Source organism: Streptomyces sp. NPDC005202 (assembly GCF_040608235.1).
Taxonomy (GTDB): Bacteria; Actinomycetota; Actinomycetes; order Streptomycetales; family Streptomycetaceae; genus Streptomyces.
Genome location: NZ_JBEXHW010000035.1, coordinates 50,292 through 67,862 on the forward strand (window position 1 = coordinate 50,292; position 17,571 = coordinate 67,862).

Consider the following 17,571-nt stretch of genomic DNA (forward strand, 5'->3'; position numbering starts at 1 on the left):
GCGTCGTCGCCCAGCGACCGTGACATACCGTCGGTGATCTTCCGGTGCACCTGTTCCGCCTCCTCCAGCCGACGGAGGCGGTGGAGGATTTCGCCGAGGTTCGTGCCACTGGTCAGCGTTTCGCGGTGATCGGCGCCCAGAATCCTGAACCGCTTGTCGTACACCGCCCGCTGCACCTTCTCGGCGTCGGCGTACGAGCCCTGGGTGAACAGCGCGAAAACGAGGCTGTGTTCGCGCGTGAGGGTGTCGGGGTGGTCGGGGCCCAGCGAGGCCCGTTTGCCTGCGACGATGTGACGGTATGTCGCGACGGCCTCCGCGACCTCGTTGTACTCCATCAGTATCCGGGCGTAGTCGGTGCCCGTCTGAAAGGTCCTCGGGTCGGTGGGGCCGTACGTCTTCGCCTCGTGACGGTATTTCAGCGCCCAGCTCATCACGGGACCGAGGGTCACCTCGATGACGGGCGTGCCGTCCGCCTTCGTCGTCGAAGTGACGGTGAACGGCGCGTTCTCCTCACAGCGGCCGCTGTCCGTCCGCCGTCCCAGGCGCCCGATCTTCCGCCCGACCCGCTTCCAACTCCCGCCGTCCATGGCCGCTCCCTGGCCTTCTCCCCCGTACCGGTCCCTCCTGATGGACGAGCCGACGCGGGCTCCCGGTTCCCTTCCACGAAAGGCCCGGGCCGACGCGACGTGCTGATGTCGCGCCGACGAGGCGAAATTGGCATGGACCTGTCCACAATCCGGGGCTACACTCGGCCCCGCAGCGATGAGAGCGCTCTCAGAGAACTGCCGTTCCACCCCCACCTCGATGGAACAACGAAGGGCAACTCCCATGAGACGCAGCACATGCACCGCCCTGACCCTGACCGCGCTGCTCATGCTCGGCGCCCCCACCACCGTGAGCGCATCACCCGCCTCCGCCGACGGCTCGCCCTCCCCCACGACCTCAGCCAAGGAGCCGGCCTCGGCAGGACTCCTTGACGCCATGCAACGGGACTTGGGCCTGTCGCGGACCCAGGCCGAGGCACGTCTGGCCACCGAAAGGACGGCAACGGATCTCGAACCGAAGGCCCGCCGAACCGCGGGCGCATCCTACGGCGGCTCCTGGATCGACTCCTCGAGCGGCAAGCTGACCGTTGCCCTCACCCCGGACGCCCCCACCACCACGGTCCGCGCGCTGCGCGCCACCGGCGCGGCCGTCCGCACCGTCGCCCACAGCGCCGGACAGCTCGACGCGACCAAGGCACGGCTCGACAAGCTGTCCGCACCCAAGAGCGTCAGCAGCTGGCACGTCGACCCCAAGACCAGCACGGTCGTCGTCACCGTCCTCCACGGACGGCGCGCGGACAAGGACGTGCAACGGTTCCTCACCCGCGCGCGCCGGACAGGTCCGGTCACCGTCGAGGAGGCCGCCGCCGCACCACGCACCTACGCCGCCGGAACCGTCGGCGGCGACCCCTACTACACCGGGAACGTCCGCTGCTCCATCGGATTCTCGGTGTACGGCGGCTTCGTCACCGCCGGGCACTGCGGACAGCCCGGCGCCGGGGTCAGCGGCTGGGACGGCTCCTACATCGGCACCTTCCAGGGGTCCTCGTTCCCCGACAACGACTACGCCTGGGTCAGCGTCGGCAACGGCTGGTGGACGGTTCCGGTCGTGCTCGGCTGGGGCACCGTCTCCGACCAGCTCGTACGGGGCTCGGCCGAGGCACCCGTCGGCGCCTCCATCTGCCGGTCGGGCTCGACCTCGCACTGGCACTGCGGCACGGTGCTGGCCAAGAACGAGACGGTCAACTACAGCCAGGGCGCGGTGCATGAGATGACCAAGACCAGTGTCTGCGCCGAACCCGGCGACTCGGGAGGCTCCTTCATCAGCGGCGACCAGGCACAGGGAGTCACCTCCGGCGGCTGGGGCAACTGCACCAGCGGAGGCGAGACCTGGTTCCAGCCCGTCAACGAGATCCTCAACCGCTACGGCCTGACCCTGCACACCGCCTGACACTCCGGCCTGCGGCGGCGGGCTCCGCCCTCCGGAGGACGGAGCCCGCCAGACATGCACCCCGACTCCGGCCAGAGGGCCCTGCACGAAGCCGGACTCTGGAACGACTTCCTGCCCCTCGCCCGCCCCGAAGGCCAGCGGATGCGCCTGGTCGGCCGCGACGGACGCGTCCTGTTCGACGCCGCCCGCAGCCGACCCCGAGGACGGCAACCCGGAGATCGACCGCGGCCAACTGCGCGACCTTCTGCTGGACTCCCTCACTCCGGGAACCGTGCGGTGGGGCCACAAGCTGGAACGCGCCGAGCCGCTCGGCAACGGCACGCACCGCCTGCACTTCGCCCACGGCGCCACCGCCGAAGCCGATTCTCCTCGTGGGAGCCGACGGCGCCCCGAGGGCGCCCGGTCGGAGGTCCGCCGGCTCCTGTCCGATGCTGCGCCCCTCTACACCGGCGTCACCTTCGTCGAGACCGGCCTCGACAACGCCGACGCCCGGCATCCGCAGCTCGCCGCCCTCACCGAAAACGGCACCTTGATGGCCCTCGACAACAACCAGGGCTTCGTCGCCCAACGCAACAGCGGCGGACAGATCCGCACCTACATCGGCATGCGCACCGACGAGAACTGGCCCCAACTACTCGACCGACACCACGGCCGTACGCGACGTGCTACTTCAGCGGTTCGCGGGCTGGAGCGACACCCTGCTGGGCTTCATCACCGAAACCGACACCGGATTCGTCAACCGGCCCCTGTACGCCCTGCCCGTCCCGCACACCTGGCCCCACACCCCCGGCGTCACCCTTCTCGGCGACGCGGCGCACCTCATGTCCCCCTTCTCCGGCATGGGCGCCAACCTGGCCATGCTCGACGCCGACCTCGCCCGCGCCCTCGTCACCGAGCCCACACTGGACGAGGTCGTCACGGCCTACGAGAACACCCTGCTGCCCCGTTCCATCAAGGCCGCCGAGGGCGCCGCCGAAGGTATCCGGAGCGCCTTCGCCCATGACAGCGCGCGGCAGACCCTCGCCCACATGAACGCACACCACTGACCGGCACGAGGGGCCCGCCGAGCTGGGCCGTCAGTCATCCGTCTCGTCGTCACGCGTGACACAGCGCGACAGCCAGCCGTTCAGCGGGCGAGAAAGTCCACCAGGTCCCGGTTGAACCGCTGCTTGTCCCCGTCGACCATCGCGATGCCGTGGCTGCCGGCCTCGTACACCTTGAGCTCGGCGTCAGCGATGAGCTGCGCGGCCTTGCGACCGGTGGCGTCGATCGGCACGATCTGGTCCCGAGCGGCATCCCGGACCCGAGCACCGGAACATGACATGAACGCCAGCACGGTGATGGCCGGCCCCGGAGGGAAACCCCGGCCCGCGTCACCGTCGGTGCCGCCCCCCGCTCCACGGCCGGCTTACAACCGTCCCCCTGGACACCACTCGCTTTGCCGCCGCTGGTCACACTGCGGCAGCGACCCGAACACAGCGGCCGCGAACTCAGATGCCTCACCCCGGAGCCGTTCCGCCCGCCCCAACCGCACAGCCTCACGATGCACCGGCCCGGCCTCCGGCGACGTCGTGGTGAACGTGGCGACCGGGGCCGCACGGGGGCGCCGTACTGCAGGAGACGGCCGAACGCTGAACCGCACGAGGCGCACCAGCGGTTCTGCATCCGCCGTCACCGAGCAGACACCGGCGTCTCCGCCCCCGCACCGCATGGAGCGCCGCCGCCCGCTCCCGGCGGTTCCTTTACCACCACGCCACAGCACTCTGCCCCGTAGCAGCTTCTGCCGACCGTCACCCGGCCAGGCGGGCCGCCGCGCGCGCACTTGACGACGTCCGTGACGACGGGGTTGCCCTCACTGTGGGGGTGGGCCGTTCCACAGCCGCAGGACCGCCGCCGCCAGCTCCTTCAGGAGCCCGGCGGAGGCGGGTTCCTTCGCCAGCCGGAACTCGAACTCCGTTCTGCCGTCCTTGCGCTTGATCCGCACATCCACCTTCGTCTGCAGCCAGGCCACCACGCCGGCCACCGCCACCAGGGACGGCATCGCGAGTTCCGCGCCCAGCCGGGTGTCGGTGGGCGGCTCGGCGAGCACGGGGCCGGCTGTCCCGCGGGTCGCCGGGTCCTGGACGAGCGCGGCGAAGACCCGGCGGGCGGCGGCGTACTGGTCGGGCTCGTCCAGCTCCGGCAGCTCCGTGCCGCCCTGTCCGCCGGCCTCGAGCAGTGCCGACAGCAGGGCGCGGGCCTCGTCCCGGTCCATGGGCAGGGTCTCCGGCGGCACCTCGGCGGTGAGGTCCTCGATCACCTCCTCGAGGGCCAGGATCAGCGAGCGGTCGTCGAGAGCGGCGACCCGGTCGACGGTCATGTGTGCCTCCAGAGACCGAACAGGGCCGGTGCGGCCCAGTGGAAAGGATGGGACTCCCAGGGCTCGTCGGGCTGCCGCAGCATGGCACGCTGCGCGTCCCTGAGCGCCCGCCAGGGCGGCTGTCCGGGGCGGCCGCCGTCGTCGAAGAGGCGACGGTAGAACTCGGCGAAGAGCCTGCGCGAACTGGTGTCGTCCACGTCCCACAGCGTGGCCACGACGGTGCGCACCCCGGAGTGCAGCAGCGCCTGCACGATGCCCTCCAGGTAGCCGGTGCTGTGCGCGTCCCGGCGCGCGGTCGAACACGCCCTGAGGGTGAGCAGGTCCAGGCGCAGCCCCTGGCGGGCCAGCCGCCGGGCCGTCAGCAGGTGGTCGAGCCGGGTCTGGACGTCGACGGCGTACGGATCCCGGGGCGGGCGTCGCCCGCCGTGGGCCAGGAAGACGCCGGAGTCCAGCGGCTCGGCCACGTCGAACCAGCCGTGCGCCGCCAAGTGCGCCACCGTCGCGCCGCGCAGCCCTGCCGCCACCGCGTCCGCGGTGGCCTCGGCGCCGGCCGCGCCGGTGACCGGCAGGCCGGCGACCGCGACGAGTTCCGCGTCCCGCTCCAGGCGTTCGGCGACAGGATCGTCGCGGGCGGCGACCGCGCCGACGTACACCGTGGGGTCGGCCTGGGCGGGCGGCAGGGCGGCCAGCCGAAGCAGCGTCGTGGCGCTGCCGACCTGGACGACGGCGTGCCGCTCGATCAGCGGGCGGCCGTCGCCGGGCAGGGGCAGCGCGGGCAGCGGCAGGTCGTGCACGGGGCCGTCGGCGGCCACGCACAGCAGTTCACGGCCGGCCACGTGGGGCAGAGCGGCGAGCAGTGCGGGCGCCAGTTCCTCGAAGAAGCCGAGAGGGCGCCGCCACGGCCGCCTGGCCGGCAGCGGGCCCTGCGGCGGGAACGCGTCCGGGTCGCCGTCGAACGTGCGCCGCAGCCGCTCGGCGGCCTGCCGCAGCACGTCGCGGGAGAGCGGTGTGCGCACGGCCGTCAGGTGGTCGGTCAGGGGCAGGTGGACGAAGACGGTGACGGCGTCCTGGCCGCAGAAGTACGACAGGAAGGCGCAGTCGGCGGCGTCCGGGTGGCCGCGCAGCCAGTCCCGCAGGTCGCGGAAGCAGGCGGGCGTGACCGGCTCGCGGCCGACGCCGCTCGTCCACGTCTTGTACTCCTCGTGGAGATCGAAGGCGAGTTCCAGCGGAGGCTGCCCAGTGGGCGGGCGCAGCGCGGGTCCGTGGTCGGCCAGCAGCCCGATCAGCCGGTCGTACACGCCGCTGTGGAGCGCGACCAGCGCGGGCCGGTCCTGCACGTTTCCATTCACCGCGCCGTGCAGCAGCCGCTCGCGGGCCTCCCACACGACGTCGAAGGCCTCCTGACGCGCCTCGGGGCGTACCACCGCCCAGGTCGCCAGGGCGTCCGCCAGCCGCAGCGTCACCCCCAGCCGCCACTGAACGTCCGCTGCCTGCCGTTCGGCCTGAGCCCTGAGGTCGCGCAGCTCCGCCACCGCCTCGGCGTAGCGCCCGGCCCGCAGCGCCCGGTCCGCGCGTGCCTGGCGGTAGAGGGCCTGGCCCGGCCACGCGTCCAGGTCGACACCCATCTGGTCGCGGAGCACCTCAGCTGTGGTCAGAAGAAGGTCACCGGCCTCCCCGAGGCCGGAGAACCGGGAGATGACCAGCGGCATCCCCGCCTCGAGGACGCCCTTGACCGGGCTCCAGCTCTTCAGCAGCGCCTGGAAGTACGCCTCGGCCGCCTCCTCCTTGTTCCCCTCACGCGAGGCCAGGTCGCCGAGGCCGAGCAGCGCGTTGACCACGCTCATGCCCTCGCCGCCCTCCTGCTCCAGCAGGGCGAGCGCCTTGTGGAAGCAGCCGCGCGCGGCACCGGTGTATCCGGCCTGTTGGTAGGCGAGGCCGAGGTTGTTGAGCACACCGACGGTCCGGCCGCCGCGGGCCTCGACGAAGGCCAGCACACGGCGGAACTCGCGGATGGCCTCCCGGGGGCGGCCCGCCTTGAGGTAGGAGGCGGCGAAGTCGGTGTGCGCCTGGTACTCGGCTTCGAGGTCGCCGCACGCCCGGGCCTCGTCCATCGCCAGCCGGAAGGAGTACCGGGCGTCCTCGTACGCGCCGTTGTCGTCGCACAGCAGTCCCCGCAGCCGCTGGAACCGGGTGCGCAGCTGCTGGGTGAGCGTGTCTGCGGCGACGACTCCGCCGGCCTCCGGGCCGAACGCGACCGTGTCGAGGAGCGCGAGCGCCTCCCGGGACCGCCCCCGGGCGCGCAGTTCACCTGCGAGGTGCATGCGCAGTCCGGCGAACCCCGGGACGTCCTCCGGCCGGGACGAGGGGATCCGCTCGGCCCGTCGCAGCGTGGCGAGGGCGGCGTCCAGCTCACCGCGTCCCATGAGCCCGGACGCCTCCCGCTCCAGCAGTTCCCGGGGCGTGTCGACTGGTTCCGGGAAGCCGATCGGCCAGTCGCGGCCCTCCGGTCGTGTGGCGCGGTTGCGCAGGGCTCCTGCGCGCTCCAGGAAGGAACGCTTGTGGGCAACCGACTCCCGGTGGAAGTCCGCCAGGGCCGCCTCGGCGGGACGCCCTTGGGCCGTCAACTCGTCCCGCAGACAAGCCAGTTCCCGGAGCAGGGCATCGGGGTCGTAGCGCCCGGCCTGGCCGGTGAGCACTCCCTCGGCCTGCTGGACCGACTCCGCCGCCATCAGCGCCTTGGCCAAGCCGTGTTCAGGGCCGTCGGCGGTGCGATCGCCCCCGTCCGACCCGTCGGCAGGACGAGCGCCCCCGTCCGACCCGTCGGCAGGACGAGCGCCCCCGTCCGACCCGTCGGCAGGACGAGCGCCCCCGTCCGACCCGTCACCGGAGGCCGAGCTCCTCCGGATCCCCTGCACCCACCGTGCGTACCGCTTCTCGGACATCCTCACGGTCCCCCTCCGTCACGGCGGTCTCGTAGGCGAGCGCGAAGTGCCTTCTGCTGCGCTCGCGTTCGCCCAAAAACCAGTAGAACTGGGCAATGTGGAAGTGGACGTAGTGGTCCGCGGACGGTTCGGCCGCCAGGCCGTCGGCCAGTCGGCGCGCCTCTTCCCGGTCACCCCGGTTGTAGACCGCGAAGAGCAGGTCGACACGGTACTGGAAGTTCTCCGGGAACTTCTGGGACTCCAGGCGCAGTTCGTCCTCGGCGACACGGTCGCCGGCGAATGCCCTGCGGGCCACCTCGCGCATGCGCGCGCTGCGGGCGCGCACCTCGTCCTGGAACCCGGTGTCGGTCCTCGTGCGGCGCGCCATGTCCAGTACCCGCGAGTGCGGGGCGAAGCGTTCCAACTCCCGTAACGCCGCCGCAAATTCGACGTCCGAGCCGGCGACCAGCTGCCCCAGGACGAGGATCTCCAGCACCTCCGGATCGCCGGGCGCCGCCTCACGCGCCCGACGTGCCGCGTCGAGCAGGTCGCGGCCGGTGACTCCGCTGTCAGGGACCTGGGTCAGCGCGTACAGCACCCGCGCCAGCTGCTTGAGATCCTCCAGACCGGCGAGGCCCAGCCGGACCCGTTCGCGCAGCGCGGCCGCCCTCAATTCCAGCAGCCGGGTCTGCCGCGCCGCGCCGTTGCGCGCCTCGTCCAGCTCGGCGATCCGCCACTCGGCAAGCTCCCGCTGCCGGCTGCCCGCAGGCGCGCCGTCGCGGCAGTCCCGCAGAACGCGCGCGCATTCGTCGAGGCGTCCGGCCGCCAGATGGCAGGTGGCGAGGTTCAGGCCCGCGACGGCCGTCCCGGGTCGCTCCGTCTGCAGCGCACGCCACACCCGCTCCGCCTCGTCCACGCGACCCACGGTGAACAGTCCCGCGGCGTACTGATTCAGCGCCGTCGGGCTTCCGCCCGCGGCGGCGTCGGCCAGCTGCCGCAGAGCTGTCGACCGCTCCGCCTCGGAGCAGCCGCTCTGCAGCACCGCGAGCGGATCACCCGGCGGCTGCTGCCCCTCGAGCAGCAGTGGCCAGCCCAGTCCCCCGCTCAAGCACCCTCACCCCCGTCGGCGCGCGGCACGCAGTCCCGCGCGGGCACCACACCCCGTAGCGGAACAACCGCGTTCCGCTCCCGTCGAGGCAAGAGTACGCCGCAGCACGGGCGCCCGCCGGGCCGCAGAGACAGAAAACAGGTCGCGACGAACGCCCAGGGGACGCGGTGCGGCGCAGTCGTCCCTCGGTGACGCCGGGGATCCGGGCGATCGAGGTACGACGCCTGCGCTCACCGGCGCCGTGAAAGGGGGCCGGCCCTCGTCGTGCCAACCGTCCATGTGACACTGCGCCCGTGATCCGCACCGCGACCCCCGCCGACGTCCCCGTCATCCACACCCTGATCCGCGAGCTGGCCGAGTACGAGAAAGCGCCCGACGAGGCGCGGGCGACGCAGGAGCAGCTTGCGGAGGCGCTGTTCGGAGAGCGCCCGGCGGCGTTCGCGCACGTCGCGGAGGAGGCTGGCGGCGAGGTCGTGGGTTTCGCGCTGTGGTTCCTCAACTTCTCCACCTGGCGCGGTGTGCACGGCATCCACCTGGAGGACCTGTACGTCCGTCCGGAGGCCCGCGGCGCCGGCCACGGCAGGGCGCTGCTCACGGAACTGGCCCGCATCTGCGTCGAACGCGGCTATGCACGCCTGGAGTGGTCGGTCCTGAACTGGAACCGCCCGGCGATCGACTTCTACGAGGCCCTGGGTGCCCGCCCCCAGGACGAGTGGACGGTGTACCGGCTGACGGACGAGGCGCTGGCGGAGCTGGCGCGGCAGGCATAGCGAACGCCCGCCCCCTCGCCCCGCCCGAAGGTAGTCCCGCAGGCACCTCCCACCTGCCGTGACAGACCTCCGGCAACGGCTCAGCAGAGGCCTGGCCCGTCGCTACGGGGGAGAGCAACGAGCCAGGCCTTGCGTCCACGGTGCCACACCTGCCCGCGACATGCGGGCTTCTGGGGGAATGAGCTCCTGATGGATCTCCGCAGGTTCGTCCCAGTCGCCCCGGGAGGTGCCGGTTCGACACTCCAGCAGGTCGCCCCGCCGCGGCGGGCCCCCGGATCGGGTGAGTCGGCCGGCTCCCGGGACGGCACTGGTCGCGTCGCCACCGAAGGAGCACGCTCCAGGAGAGCCTGGGCACACCCCGGTCCGGCGGCGAGGCGTCGCTCTCCTCAAGTCTTGCGGACAGGTTGCTCCTTGAGCCGATCACCGGCCCGGACTGGAGGACAGCACATGACCAAGAGGCCCGCGTTCAGCGAGCTGCGCAAGAGAATCAGGACCGACCGGCCGCACACGCCCGGATATGGAACTACTGGTTAGGCGGCAAGGAGCACTACGAGGTCGATCAGGAGGCCGGTGACCAGATCCGCAAGCTGCACCCCGGGATCGGTGACTACGCCCTCGCCGACCGGCAGTTCCTCCGGCGGGCCGTGCGGCACCTCGTCAGCGAGTGCGGCATACGGCAGTTCCTCGACATCGGTACCGGGCTGCCCACCGCCGACAACACCCATGAGGTCGCCCAGCGGCTCGCGCCCGAGTCCCGCATCGTCTACGTCGACAACGACCCGATCGTCCTCGCCCACGCCGAGGCCCCGCTCACCAGCACTCCCCAGGGCCGCACGGACTACCTCGATGAGGACCTGCGCAGCATCGACGCCATCCTGGAGCAGGCGGGGCGCACCTTGGATCTCAGCGTCCCGTGGCGTTGATGCTTCTGGGTGTCGTCATCTTCGTCGAGGACGACGCCAAGGCCTACGGCATCGTCCGGCGCTTCATGGACGCCCTTCCGACGGGCAGTCACCTTGTCCTGTCGCACACCATCACACGACCCGACATGCCGGACATCGACGCCGCGGTGGCCTTCTGGAACGAGCACGGCACCCCCAAGCTGACCCAGCGCACATTGGCCGCCGTCGCCCGGTTCTTCGACGGGCTGCAACTCCTCGAACCGGGCGTGGTCTCCTGCAACCACTGGCGTCCGGACACCGACATCGCCGAACTCCCCGCCGAAGTCGCCATGTTCGGCGGAGTGGGACGCAAGGACTGACCCCGGGTCCGCCGCACGCAGCACGACCGAGAGCAGGGCGATGTCCCAGCCGGCCACGGAGCCGATCTGGATCAAGGCCGGCTCGGCGGCGCGCCGACTGCGGCCGCGACGTGTCCGTCCGGACGGATGAGCCTCCACTGTCCGGACGACAGTCCGCAGTCGCTGCGAGCGGCAGCGGTCGACGCTCCTGGCGGCGCCAGACCGAGGGCCCGACGCCGCGGGCGCGCTTGAAGGCCACGCCGAAAGCGAACGCGTCCTCGTAGCCGACCTCTCCGGCCACGGCGGCGACGATCGCCTCGGAGCCGTGGAGCAGAACCGCCGCCAGAGTCATCCGGCAGCCGGTGAGGTAGGTGAGCGGTGGCTCGCCGACAAGGCTGGTGAAGCGTGCGGCAAAAGCGGCGCGGGACATGCCGACCTTGGCGGCCGGCTCGGCGACCCGTCCACCGATGAGCGGGATCCTCGTGCAGCAGGGGCACGACCGCCGGCGGCGGGACCATGTCCGGCAGGCGCTCGCCCACGTCGCCGCGGAGCTCACAGGCGCCCCGGAGCGGGCTCGCGGCCCCCGGTCAGGCCGTCGCCGTAGGTCCGGGGGGCCAGACTCCGGTGTACGCCCGCCTGCCGCTCGCCCCCGCCAACGACATGTGTCGGTCCCCGGGCGATCAGCTTCGGTGAGGCGGCCCAACTCATCGGCAGGGCCACCGGGCGCCTGGGGCGCCGCGGTCTCCGACGGCGTGGAACCGGCCCTCGGCCGGCCACCCAGGCCACCCTTCACGGCCTGCATCGCCGAAATCGCCGCCGCAGGGCACTGGAACTGCCCCGACCGACCCGCAACCGGCGATCACAGCGGGAGTACCACACCACCTGCCAACCGCTCGGCAGCCCGCAGTGCCAGAGCAGCAGCCGTCACCCCATGGCCATCATTTCCTTGCACTTCCCCGCAATCCAGGCTTCGTAGGACATACCGGTCGCCCACAACCGAAGCGCAGTGCTAGAACTGGGAACATGATCGGATGTTCCCGCCGGTCCCGGACACGAGCGGTATCGCCGCTCAGCGGCCGGCGGTCACGTGATCCGTCCCGTCGTCCGGGCTTGTGGCGTTCACCCGGACGCCGTTTTACGCCGTCTCTGAGCGTCCGCACGCTAGCCGCGCAGCTCTTCCTGCTACAGGTCGTCATCGTGCTGGTGCTCGTCGTGGCGGCGGCCACCGCCCTGGTGCTGCAGAGCAGGTACGACGGTGAACAGGACGCCAGGAACCGTTCACTGGCCGCCGCGGAGGCGTTCGCGCACGCGCCCGGCACGGCGCTCGCGCTGAAGTCGCCGGATGCGACGGCGCTGCTGCAGAGCGCGGCGGACACGGCGCAGCGGGGCTCCGGTGTCGACTTCATCAGCGTCCTGAACAAGGACGGGGTGCGGCTCACCGACCCGGACCCGAAGCTGATCGGCACAAAGGCGCAGGGCGTCGGCCGCGCAGCCGCGGGTGAGACGTTCACCGAGACGTTCCACGGCAAGCCGACCGACGCGGTGCGTGCGGTAGTGCCGGTCCTGGATCGGAGCCGACGCGTGGTCGGCATGGTCAGCGCCGGGATCCAGGTCGAGAACGTGGCACAGGTGCTGGACCAGCAGGTGCCGATGGTGCTGGGTTCGGCGGCGCTGGCGCTCGCGCTCGCGACCGCGGGCACGGCCCTGGTCAGCCGGCGGCTGCGCCGGCAGACCCATGGTCTCGGCCCGGCCGAGATGACCCGGATGTACGAGCACCACGACGCGGTGCTGCACGCGGTGCGCGAGGGCGTGCTGATCGTCGGCGGCGACGGGCGGCTGCTGCTGGCCAACGACCAGGCACGCCGGCTGCTGAACCTCCCGGAGGACGCCGACCAGCGGCACGTCGCGGAGCTGGGGCTCGGGCCGGGCATGACGCGGCTGCTGGAGGCGGGCGAGGTCGCGTCCGACGAGGTGTTCCCGGTCGGGGACCGGCTGCTGGCGGTCAACACACGGCTCACCGCGCCCTACGGCGGCGCGCCGGGCCTGGTGGCCACCTTCCGTGACACCACGGAACTGCGGGCCCTGTCGGGCCGGGCCGAGGTGGCGCGGAAACGCCTGACGCTCCTGTACGAGGCCGGCGTGCGGATCGGCACGACGCTCGACGTGCGACGCACCGCGGAGGAGCTCGCCGAGGTGGCGGTCCCGCGGATGGCGGACTTCGTCACCGTGGAGCTGCTCGACTCCGTGCTGCGCGGCGAGGAGCCCAGCGGCGCCGTGAAGCAGATGCGGCGCACCGCGCTGCGCGAGTCACAGGCCGGGCATCCGCTTCAGCCGGTGGGAGACCTGATCAAGTTCGTGGTGGCCGATACGCCGATGGTGGCGGCGCTGCAGCGCGGCAAGGCCGTGCTGGTGCCGAACCTGCGCGACGCCCAGGACTGGCAGGCCCAGCATCCGGACGGAGCGCGGCGGGTGCTGGACTACGGCATCCATTCGCTGATCACCGTGCCGCTGCGGGCGCGGGGTGTGGTGCTCGGCATGGTCAACTTCTGGCGGGGGGCCGACTCGCCGCGGTTCGAGGAGGAGGACGTCGCGGTCGCCGAGGAGCTGGTGGCGCGAGCTGCCGTCGCGATCGACAACGCACGCCGGTACTCCCGTGAGCACGCGATGGTCGTGACGCTGCAGCGCAGCCTGCTGCCCCGGGACCTTCCGGAGCAGGACGCGCTGGAGGTGGCGTGGCGCTATCTGCCTGCGCAGTCCGGCGTGGGCGGCGACTGGTTCGACGTCATTCCGCTGCCCGGCTTCCGGGTGGCGCTGGTGGTCGGCGACGTCGTGGGGCACGGGCTGCACGCGGCGGTGACCATGGGCCGGCTGCGGACGGCGGTGCTGAACTTCTCGTCGCTGGACCTGCCCCCGGACGAGCTGCTCGGCCATCTCGACGAGATGGTGATGCATCTGGACACGCAGACGGCGAGCGCCGACGGGGACCGGGCGCCGGTCACCGGGGCCACCTGCCTGTACGCCATCTACGACCCGGTGGGCGGGCACTGCACCCTGTCCCGCGCCGGGCACGTCGCACCGGCCGTGGTCGACCCGCTGGGGCGGGTGACCTTCCCGGACGTGCCCTTGTCGCCGCCGCTGGGGGTGGGCGGGCATCCGTTCGAGGCGAGCGAGCTGGACTTGCCGGACAGCAGCCGGCTCGTCCTGTTCACCGATGGTCTCGTCGAGGACCGCAGTCGGGACATCGACGAGGGTCTGGAGATGCTCCGCTCGGCCGTTGCCCATCCGGACCAGACGCCGGAGGAGACGTGCCGGGCCCTGATGGAGACGATGCTGCCGGAGCACCCGAGCGACGACGTGGCGCTGCTGGTCGCCCGGACGCGGCTGCTCGACCCGTCCCGGGTCGCGGTCTGGGACGTGCCGTTCGACGTGATGGCGGTCTCCCGGATACGTTCGGACGTCAGCCGACGGCTGGTCGACTGGCGGCTGGAGGAGTCGTCGTTCGCCACGGAGCTGATCCTCAGTGAGCTCCTCACCAACGCGATCCGGTACGGTGCTCCGCCCGTGCGGGTGAGGATCCTGCTGGGCCGCACCCTGATCTGCGAGGTGTCGGACGGCAGCAACACCTCGCCCCGGCTGCGGCGCGCGGCCACCACCGACGAAGGAGGCCGCGGCCTGTTCCTGGTCTCGCAGTTCGCGGATCGGTGGGGTACGCGCTACGTGGCGAACGGAAAGGTGATCTGGGCGGAGCAGACACTGGGCCGCACCCCGGAGCTGGATGAGACGGCCCTGCTCGACGAGATGGCCCGGTGACACCGGCTCCCTGACCTCGAGCGCCGGAAACGTCCCGGTCAGGTGGCGAAGACCCGCGTGAGGCCTGCGGACACCCCCAAGGACGTGGCCGGGGACAGACGCGCGCTCAGATGACCGTCCGGGCGTACCAGGAACGCTGTGCTTCCCTCGCTCGCGTAGTGGCCGCGGAACTCGCCACGGCTGTCGCGAAGCACCGGCAGAAGCAGATGCCCGGCGTCGACGTGTTCAGGGAGCACGCAATAGCAGGCCAACTGGCCACGTGCCAGATTGCGCGCCTCGTCGGCCAGTTCGTCGAAACCCTGCGTCTGGTCGGCGGAATCCGCGTAGAGCAGCAGGACGTGGTCGCGTTCGCGCAGCACGTCGTACAGGCGAAGGGGGAAGGTCGCGATCGGGTCCAGCAGTCCGCCGCAGTCGGGAGCGCGATCACCGGCGACCGGGCCGGCACCGGACGACGGCCCCGGCTCGATGACCGGGCTGGACGGGTAGGTGATCAGCAGCTGGGCCTCCCGCAGCAGCACGGTCGCAGGATCGTCCGGGTCGGACTGGATTCCCTGGGTCCCGTGCCGCACGGTGCGGCTCACCACCTCTTCGCCGGTCGGTCTGCGCTCCGTGTCGTAGCTGCCCAGCAGCCTGGGCTGGCCGATCCCGTTCACCGTGAGGGCCAGTTTCCACGCCAAATTGTAGGCGTCCTGGATACCGGTGTTCATGCCCTGGGCGCCGGTCGGCGGATGGATGTGCGCGGCATCACCGGCGACGAAGACCCGGCCCTCGCCGTAGCGGTCCACCAGACGATGGCTGATGCGGAACACCGACGACCACCGCATCACCGAGGCGGTGGCCGGCTGAGGGGAGAGCCGGTCGAGGACCGCCTGGATGTGCTCGAGACGGGGAGCCCGCCCTCCGTCGAGACCGTGGGCGGGCTCCGCCCCGCCAGGGCGGCTGTCCGCCGACAGCTCCGGGGGCACCAGCATGGAGATCCGGTAGCGGGACCGTCCCGGCAAGGGAATGCACACCAGCAGATCGTCGACGGCGCCGTCCTCGGAGCGGTGCACCGCGCGCACGGTGTATCCCGCCGGCAGGTCCCAGTCCACCTCGACATCCGCGAGCATGTACTCCTCGGGGAACGCCCCGCCGTCGAAGGAAAGCCCCAGGGTCCTGCGCACGACACTGTGCGCGCCATCGCATCCGACCAGGAAACGTGAGCGTATCTCCAGTTCGCCCCCGGTGGCGGTGCGCAGCCTGCTGGTGACCCCGTCGGCGTCCTGCTCGAAGGACACCAGTTCCGTTCCGCGCTCGATGCGTGAGCCACAGCAGGCAAGGCGCTCCTCCAGAACGCGCTCGGTGTCGTACTGCGGCAAGGACGCGACTGATCGCAGGCGAGTGTCTGGAGATCATGCGGACGGGGGAACCGCCGGACACCGGCAAGTCGTTGAAGGTGATCCGGTACAAGACCGCCAAGTACACCGTCGAGCGGCCCCTGCTGATCGGCGGCGCCCTCGCCGGCGCCGGCGATCGGCTGCTGGCGGGTTATTCGGCGTACGGGCTGCCGCTGGGCGAGGCGTTCCGGCTGCGTGACGATCTGCTCGGCCTGTTCGGGGATCCGGCCCGCACCGGCAAGGCCAACCTGGACGACCTGCGCGGCCACCGGCCCACCGCCCTCCTGGCGGAGACCTGGCGACTGGCCGGTGCGGCCGAGCGCGCACGCCTGCACGCCCTTCTTGGCCGACGCGACCTGGACACGGACGGTCTGGAGGCGGTCCGCGAGGTGATGAGACGGCTCAGGGCGCCCGAGCGGATCGAGGAGATGATCGCCGCACGGGTCGAGGAAGCCATGGGTGCCCTGGCCCGGATCGACCTGCCCGGGTACGCCGCACGCGCCCTGACCGCCCTGGCGCACTCCGCAGCCGTACGCCAGCACTGAACCCGGCGGGCAGCGCCGCGTCCACGGCCTGTGCTGCACGTGCCCGACGCCTGTTCCGCTGCCGCCGAAGATCCTCGCGCGCCGCCTGCCATCCCGACGTACCGTTCCTGAAGTGGCGGGGCGGGCCTCCGGCCGTGTGAACGGCGCGTACTGCCACACCTTGACTTGGAGTGCACGCGAAGACCTACCGTCCAGGACATCCCCTCCCCCGGAAGGCGGGGCGGGCGCGGGGTGGCGCCAGGGACCCCGAAGTCTCCGGACACCCGAACGGATCAAGCTCCTCGCCGGGCTCGCGGCGGCCGTCACGGACCCCGAACCCGTCGAACGACGAACGGCTCAGCAAGGAAAGGCTGGAACTCACATGAAGCAGCGCAGGCTACGAGACCTCCAGGTGTCAGCCATCGGCCTCGGCTGCATGGGGATGTCCGCCTTCTACGGCTCCACCGATCAGGACGAGGGCATCAGGACGATCCAGCGGGCCCTCGAGCTGGGCATCAACTTCCTCGACACCGCGCAGATGTACGGCCCGCTGACGAACGAGACGCTCGTCGGCCGCGCGATCAAAGGACATCGCGACGAGTACGTGATCGCCACGAAGTTCAACTACCGGATGGACAACGCCGTCCCGGGCGACATGAGCACCGTAGGGCCTCAGGACGGCTCGGCGGAGCACGTGCGCAGTTCCGTCCACGGCTCGCTCAAGCGGCTCGGGACCGACCACATCGACCTCTACTACCAGCACCGCGTCGACCCCAACGTACCGATCGAGGAGACCGTCGGGGCCATGGCGGAGCTGGTCGCGGAGGGCAAGGTGCGCCACATCGGCCTGAGCGAGGCGGGGGCGGAGACCATCCGCCGCGCGAACGCCGTCCACCCGATCACCGCGCTGCAGACCGAGTACTCGCTGTGGACCCGCGATCCGGAGGCCGAGGTCCTGCCCACATGCCGTGAGCTCGGGATCGGATTCGTCCCCTATTCGCCGCTGGGACGCGGCTTCCTCGCGGGCCGGTTCGCCTCTCCGGACGACCTCGACGAGGGAGACTGGCGCCGCAGCGGTCCGCGCTTCAGCGGCGAGAACCTCGAGGCGAACCTCCGGCTCGCGGCGAAGGTGAAGGAAATCGCCGCGGAGAAGGGCGTGACGCCGGCACAGCTGGCGATCGCCTGGGTGCTGGCGCAGGGCGACGACCTGGTCCCGATCCCGGGTACCAAGCGCCGCACCTACCTGGAGCAGAACGCCGCCGCGGTCGACGTCGAGCTGACGAAGGACGACCTGTCCCGGATCGAGGCCGAGCTCCCCGAGCCCGTCGGCGAGCGCTACGACGAGGCCGGGATGAGGAGCGTGAATCTCTAGCTGTATTGCCCTGAGAGGTTGGGGACGCGGCTGGCGGGTGGTTTGCCTGCGAGCGCGGTGTGTCCGCGGTGGTGATTGTAGGTATGCAGCCAGCCG

The 17,571-nt window shown here is 71.6% G+C and carries 7 protein-coding genes and 7 pseudogenes; 7 read left to right on the forward strand and 7 right to left on the reverse strand.

Annotation, left to right across the window (positions count from 1 at the left end):
- Nucleotides 1-14: 14 nt before the first annotated feature.
- Nucleotides 15-875, reverse strand: a pseudogene (locus ABZV31_RS32350) (tetratricopeptide repeat protein); the annotation flags it as partial.
- Between ABZV31_RS32350 and ABZV31_RS32355 the strand changes: the two are divergent.
- A complete protein-coding gene (locus tag ABZV31_RS32355) occupies nt 829-1,995 on the forward strand; it encodes a S1 family peptidase (protein ID WP_355900438.1) in 1,167 nt (388 codons plus the stop codon). The pseudogene ABZV31_RS32350 and the gene ABZV31_RS32355 sit on opposite strands and share 47 nt — an antisense overlap.
- 662 nt (nt 1,996-2,657) lie before the next feature.
- A complete protein-coding gene (locus ABZV31_RS32360; RefSeq protein WP_355900439.1) occupies nt 2,658-3,041 on the forward strand; it encodes an FAD-dependent monooxygenase in 384 nt (127 codons plus the stop codon).
- Nucleotides 3,042-3,121: 80 nt separating this feature from the next.
- Here ABZV31_RS32360 and ABZV31_RS32365 read toward each other — a convergent pair.
- From ABZV31_RS32365 to ABZV31_RS32380, 4 genes and pseudogenes are all read right to left on the reverse strand, one after another.
- Nucleotides 3,122-3,280, reverse strand: a pseudogene (locus tag ABZV31_RS32365) (alpha/beta hydrolase); the annotation flags it as partial.
- A gap of 567 nt (nt 3,281-3,847) precedes the next feature.
- The gene (locus tag ABZV31_RS32370; RefSeq protein ID WP_355900440.1) at nt 3,848-4,354 is read right to left on the reverse strand and encodes a hypothetical protein; all 507 of its coding nucleotides are present in this window, start codon (nt 4,352-4,354) and stop codon (nt 3,848-3,850) included.
- Nucleotides 4,351-7,083, reverse strand: coding sequence for a CHAT domain-containing protein (locus tag ABZV31_RS32375; RefSeq protein ID WP_355900441.1), 2,733 nt, complete (start codon nt 7,081-7,083; stop codon nt 4,351-4,353). The genes ABZV31_RS32370 and ABZV31_RS32375 overlap by 4 nt, the downstream gene beginning before the upstream one ends.
- Before the next feature lie 151 nt (nt 7,084-7,234).
- Nucleotides 7,235-8,383: a hypothetical protein gene (locus ABZV31_RS32380; protein WP_355900442.1), complete on the reverse strand. Its 1,149-nt coding sequence runs from the start codon at nt 8,381-8,383 to the stop codon at nt 7,235-7,237.
- Nucleotides 8,384-8,655: 272 nt separating this feature from the next.
- Between ABZV31_RS32380 and ABZV31_RS32385 the strand changes: the two are divergent.
- Together ABZV31_RS32385 and ABZV31_RS32390 are read left to right on the forward strand one after the other, a co-directional pair.
- Nucleotides 8,656-9,153 (forward strand): annotated as a pseudogene (locus ABZV31_RS32385) (GNAT family N-acetyltransferase); the annotation flags it as partial.
- Between the two features lie 447 nt (nt 9,154-9,600).
- A pseudogene (locus tag ABZV31_RS32390) lies at nt 9,601-10,414 on the forward strand (SAM-dependent methyltransferase).
- A gap of 193 nt (nt 10,415-10,607) precedes the next feature.
- Here ABZV31_RS32390 and ABZV31_RS32395 read toward each other — a convergent pair.
- Nucleotides 10,608-10,896 (reverse strand): annotated as a pseudogene (locus ABZV31_RS32395) (AraC family transcriptional regulator); the annotation flags it as partial.
- A gap of 520 nt (nt 10,897-11,416) precedes the next feature.
- On the opposite strand from ABZV31_RS32395, the gene ABZV31_RS32400 reads away from it, so the two are divergent.
- Nucleotides 11,417-14,203 (forward strand): SpoIIE family protein phosphatase, encoded by a 2,787-nt coding sequence (locus ABZV31_RS32400; protein WP_355900443.1) that lies wholly within the window; start codon nt 11,417-11,419, stop codon nt 14,201-14,203.
- Nucleotides 14,204-14,241: 38 nt separating this feature from the next.
- Here ABZV31_RS32400 and ABZV31_RS32405 read toward each other — a convergent pair.
- Nucleotides 14,242-15,567 (reverse strand): annotated as a pseudogene (locus tag ABZV31_RS32405) (FAD-dependent monooxygenase); the annotation flags it as partial.
- 2 nt (nt 15,568-15,569) lie between these two features.
- On the opposite strand from ABZV31_RS32405, the pseudogene ABZV31_RS32410 reads away from it, so the two are divergent.
- Both ABZV31_RS32410 and ABZV31_RS32415 read left to right on the forward strand, forming a co-directional pair.
- Nucleotides 15,570-16,124: pseudogene (locus ABZV31_RS32410) on the forward strand (polyprenyl synthetase family protein); the annotation flags it as partial.
- A gap of 361 nt (nt 16,125-16,485) precedes the next feature.
- Complete coding sequence (locus tag ABZV31_RS32415) at nt 16,486-17,475, forward strand: aldo/keto reductase (RefSeq protein WP_355900444.1); 990 nt, start codon at nt 16,486-16,488, stop codon at nt 17,473-17,475.
- The last annotated feature ends 96 nt before the right edge of the window (nt 17,476-17,571 follow it).

Bases quoted from the DNA above. Each gene is read 5' to 3' on its own strand.
- ABZV31_RS32355 (WP_355900438.1), top strand. From the start codon at position 829: ATGAGACGCAGCACATGCACCGCCCTGACCCTGACCGCGCTGCTCATG.
- ABZV31_RS32370 (WP_355900440.1), bottom strand. From the start codon at position 4,354: ATGACCGTCGACCGGGTCGCCGCTCTCGACGACCGCTCGCTGATCCTG.
- ABZV31_RS32375 (WP_355900441.1), bottom strand. From the start codon at position 7,083: ATGGCGGCGGAGTCGGTCCAGCAGGCCGAGGGAGTGCTCACCGGCCAG.
- ABZV31_RS32400 (WP_355900443.1), top strand. From the start codon at position 11,417: ATGATCGGATGTTCCCGCCGGTCCCGGACACGAGCGGTATCGCCGCTC.
- ABZV31_RS32415 (WP_355900444.1), top strand. From the start codon at position 16,486: ATGAAGCAGCGCAGGCTACGAGACCTCCAGGTGTCAGCCATCGGCCTC.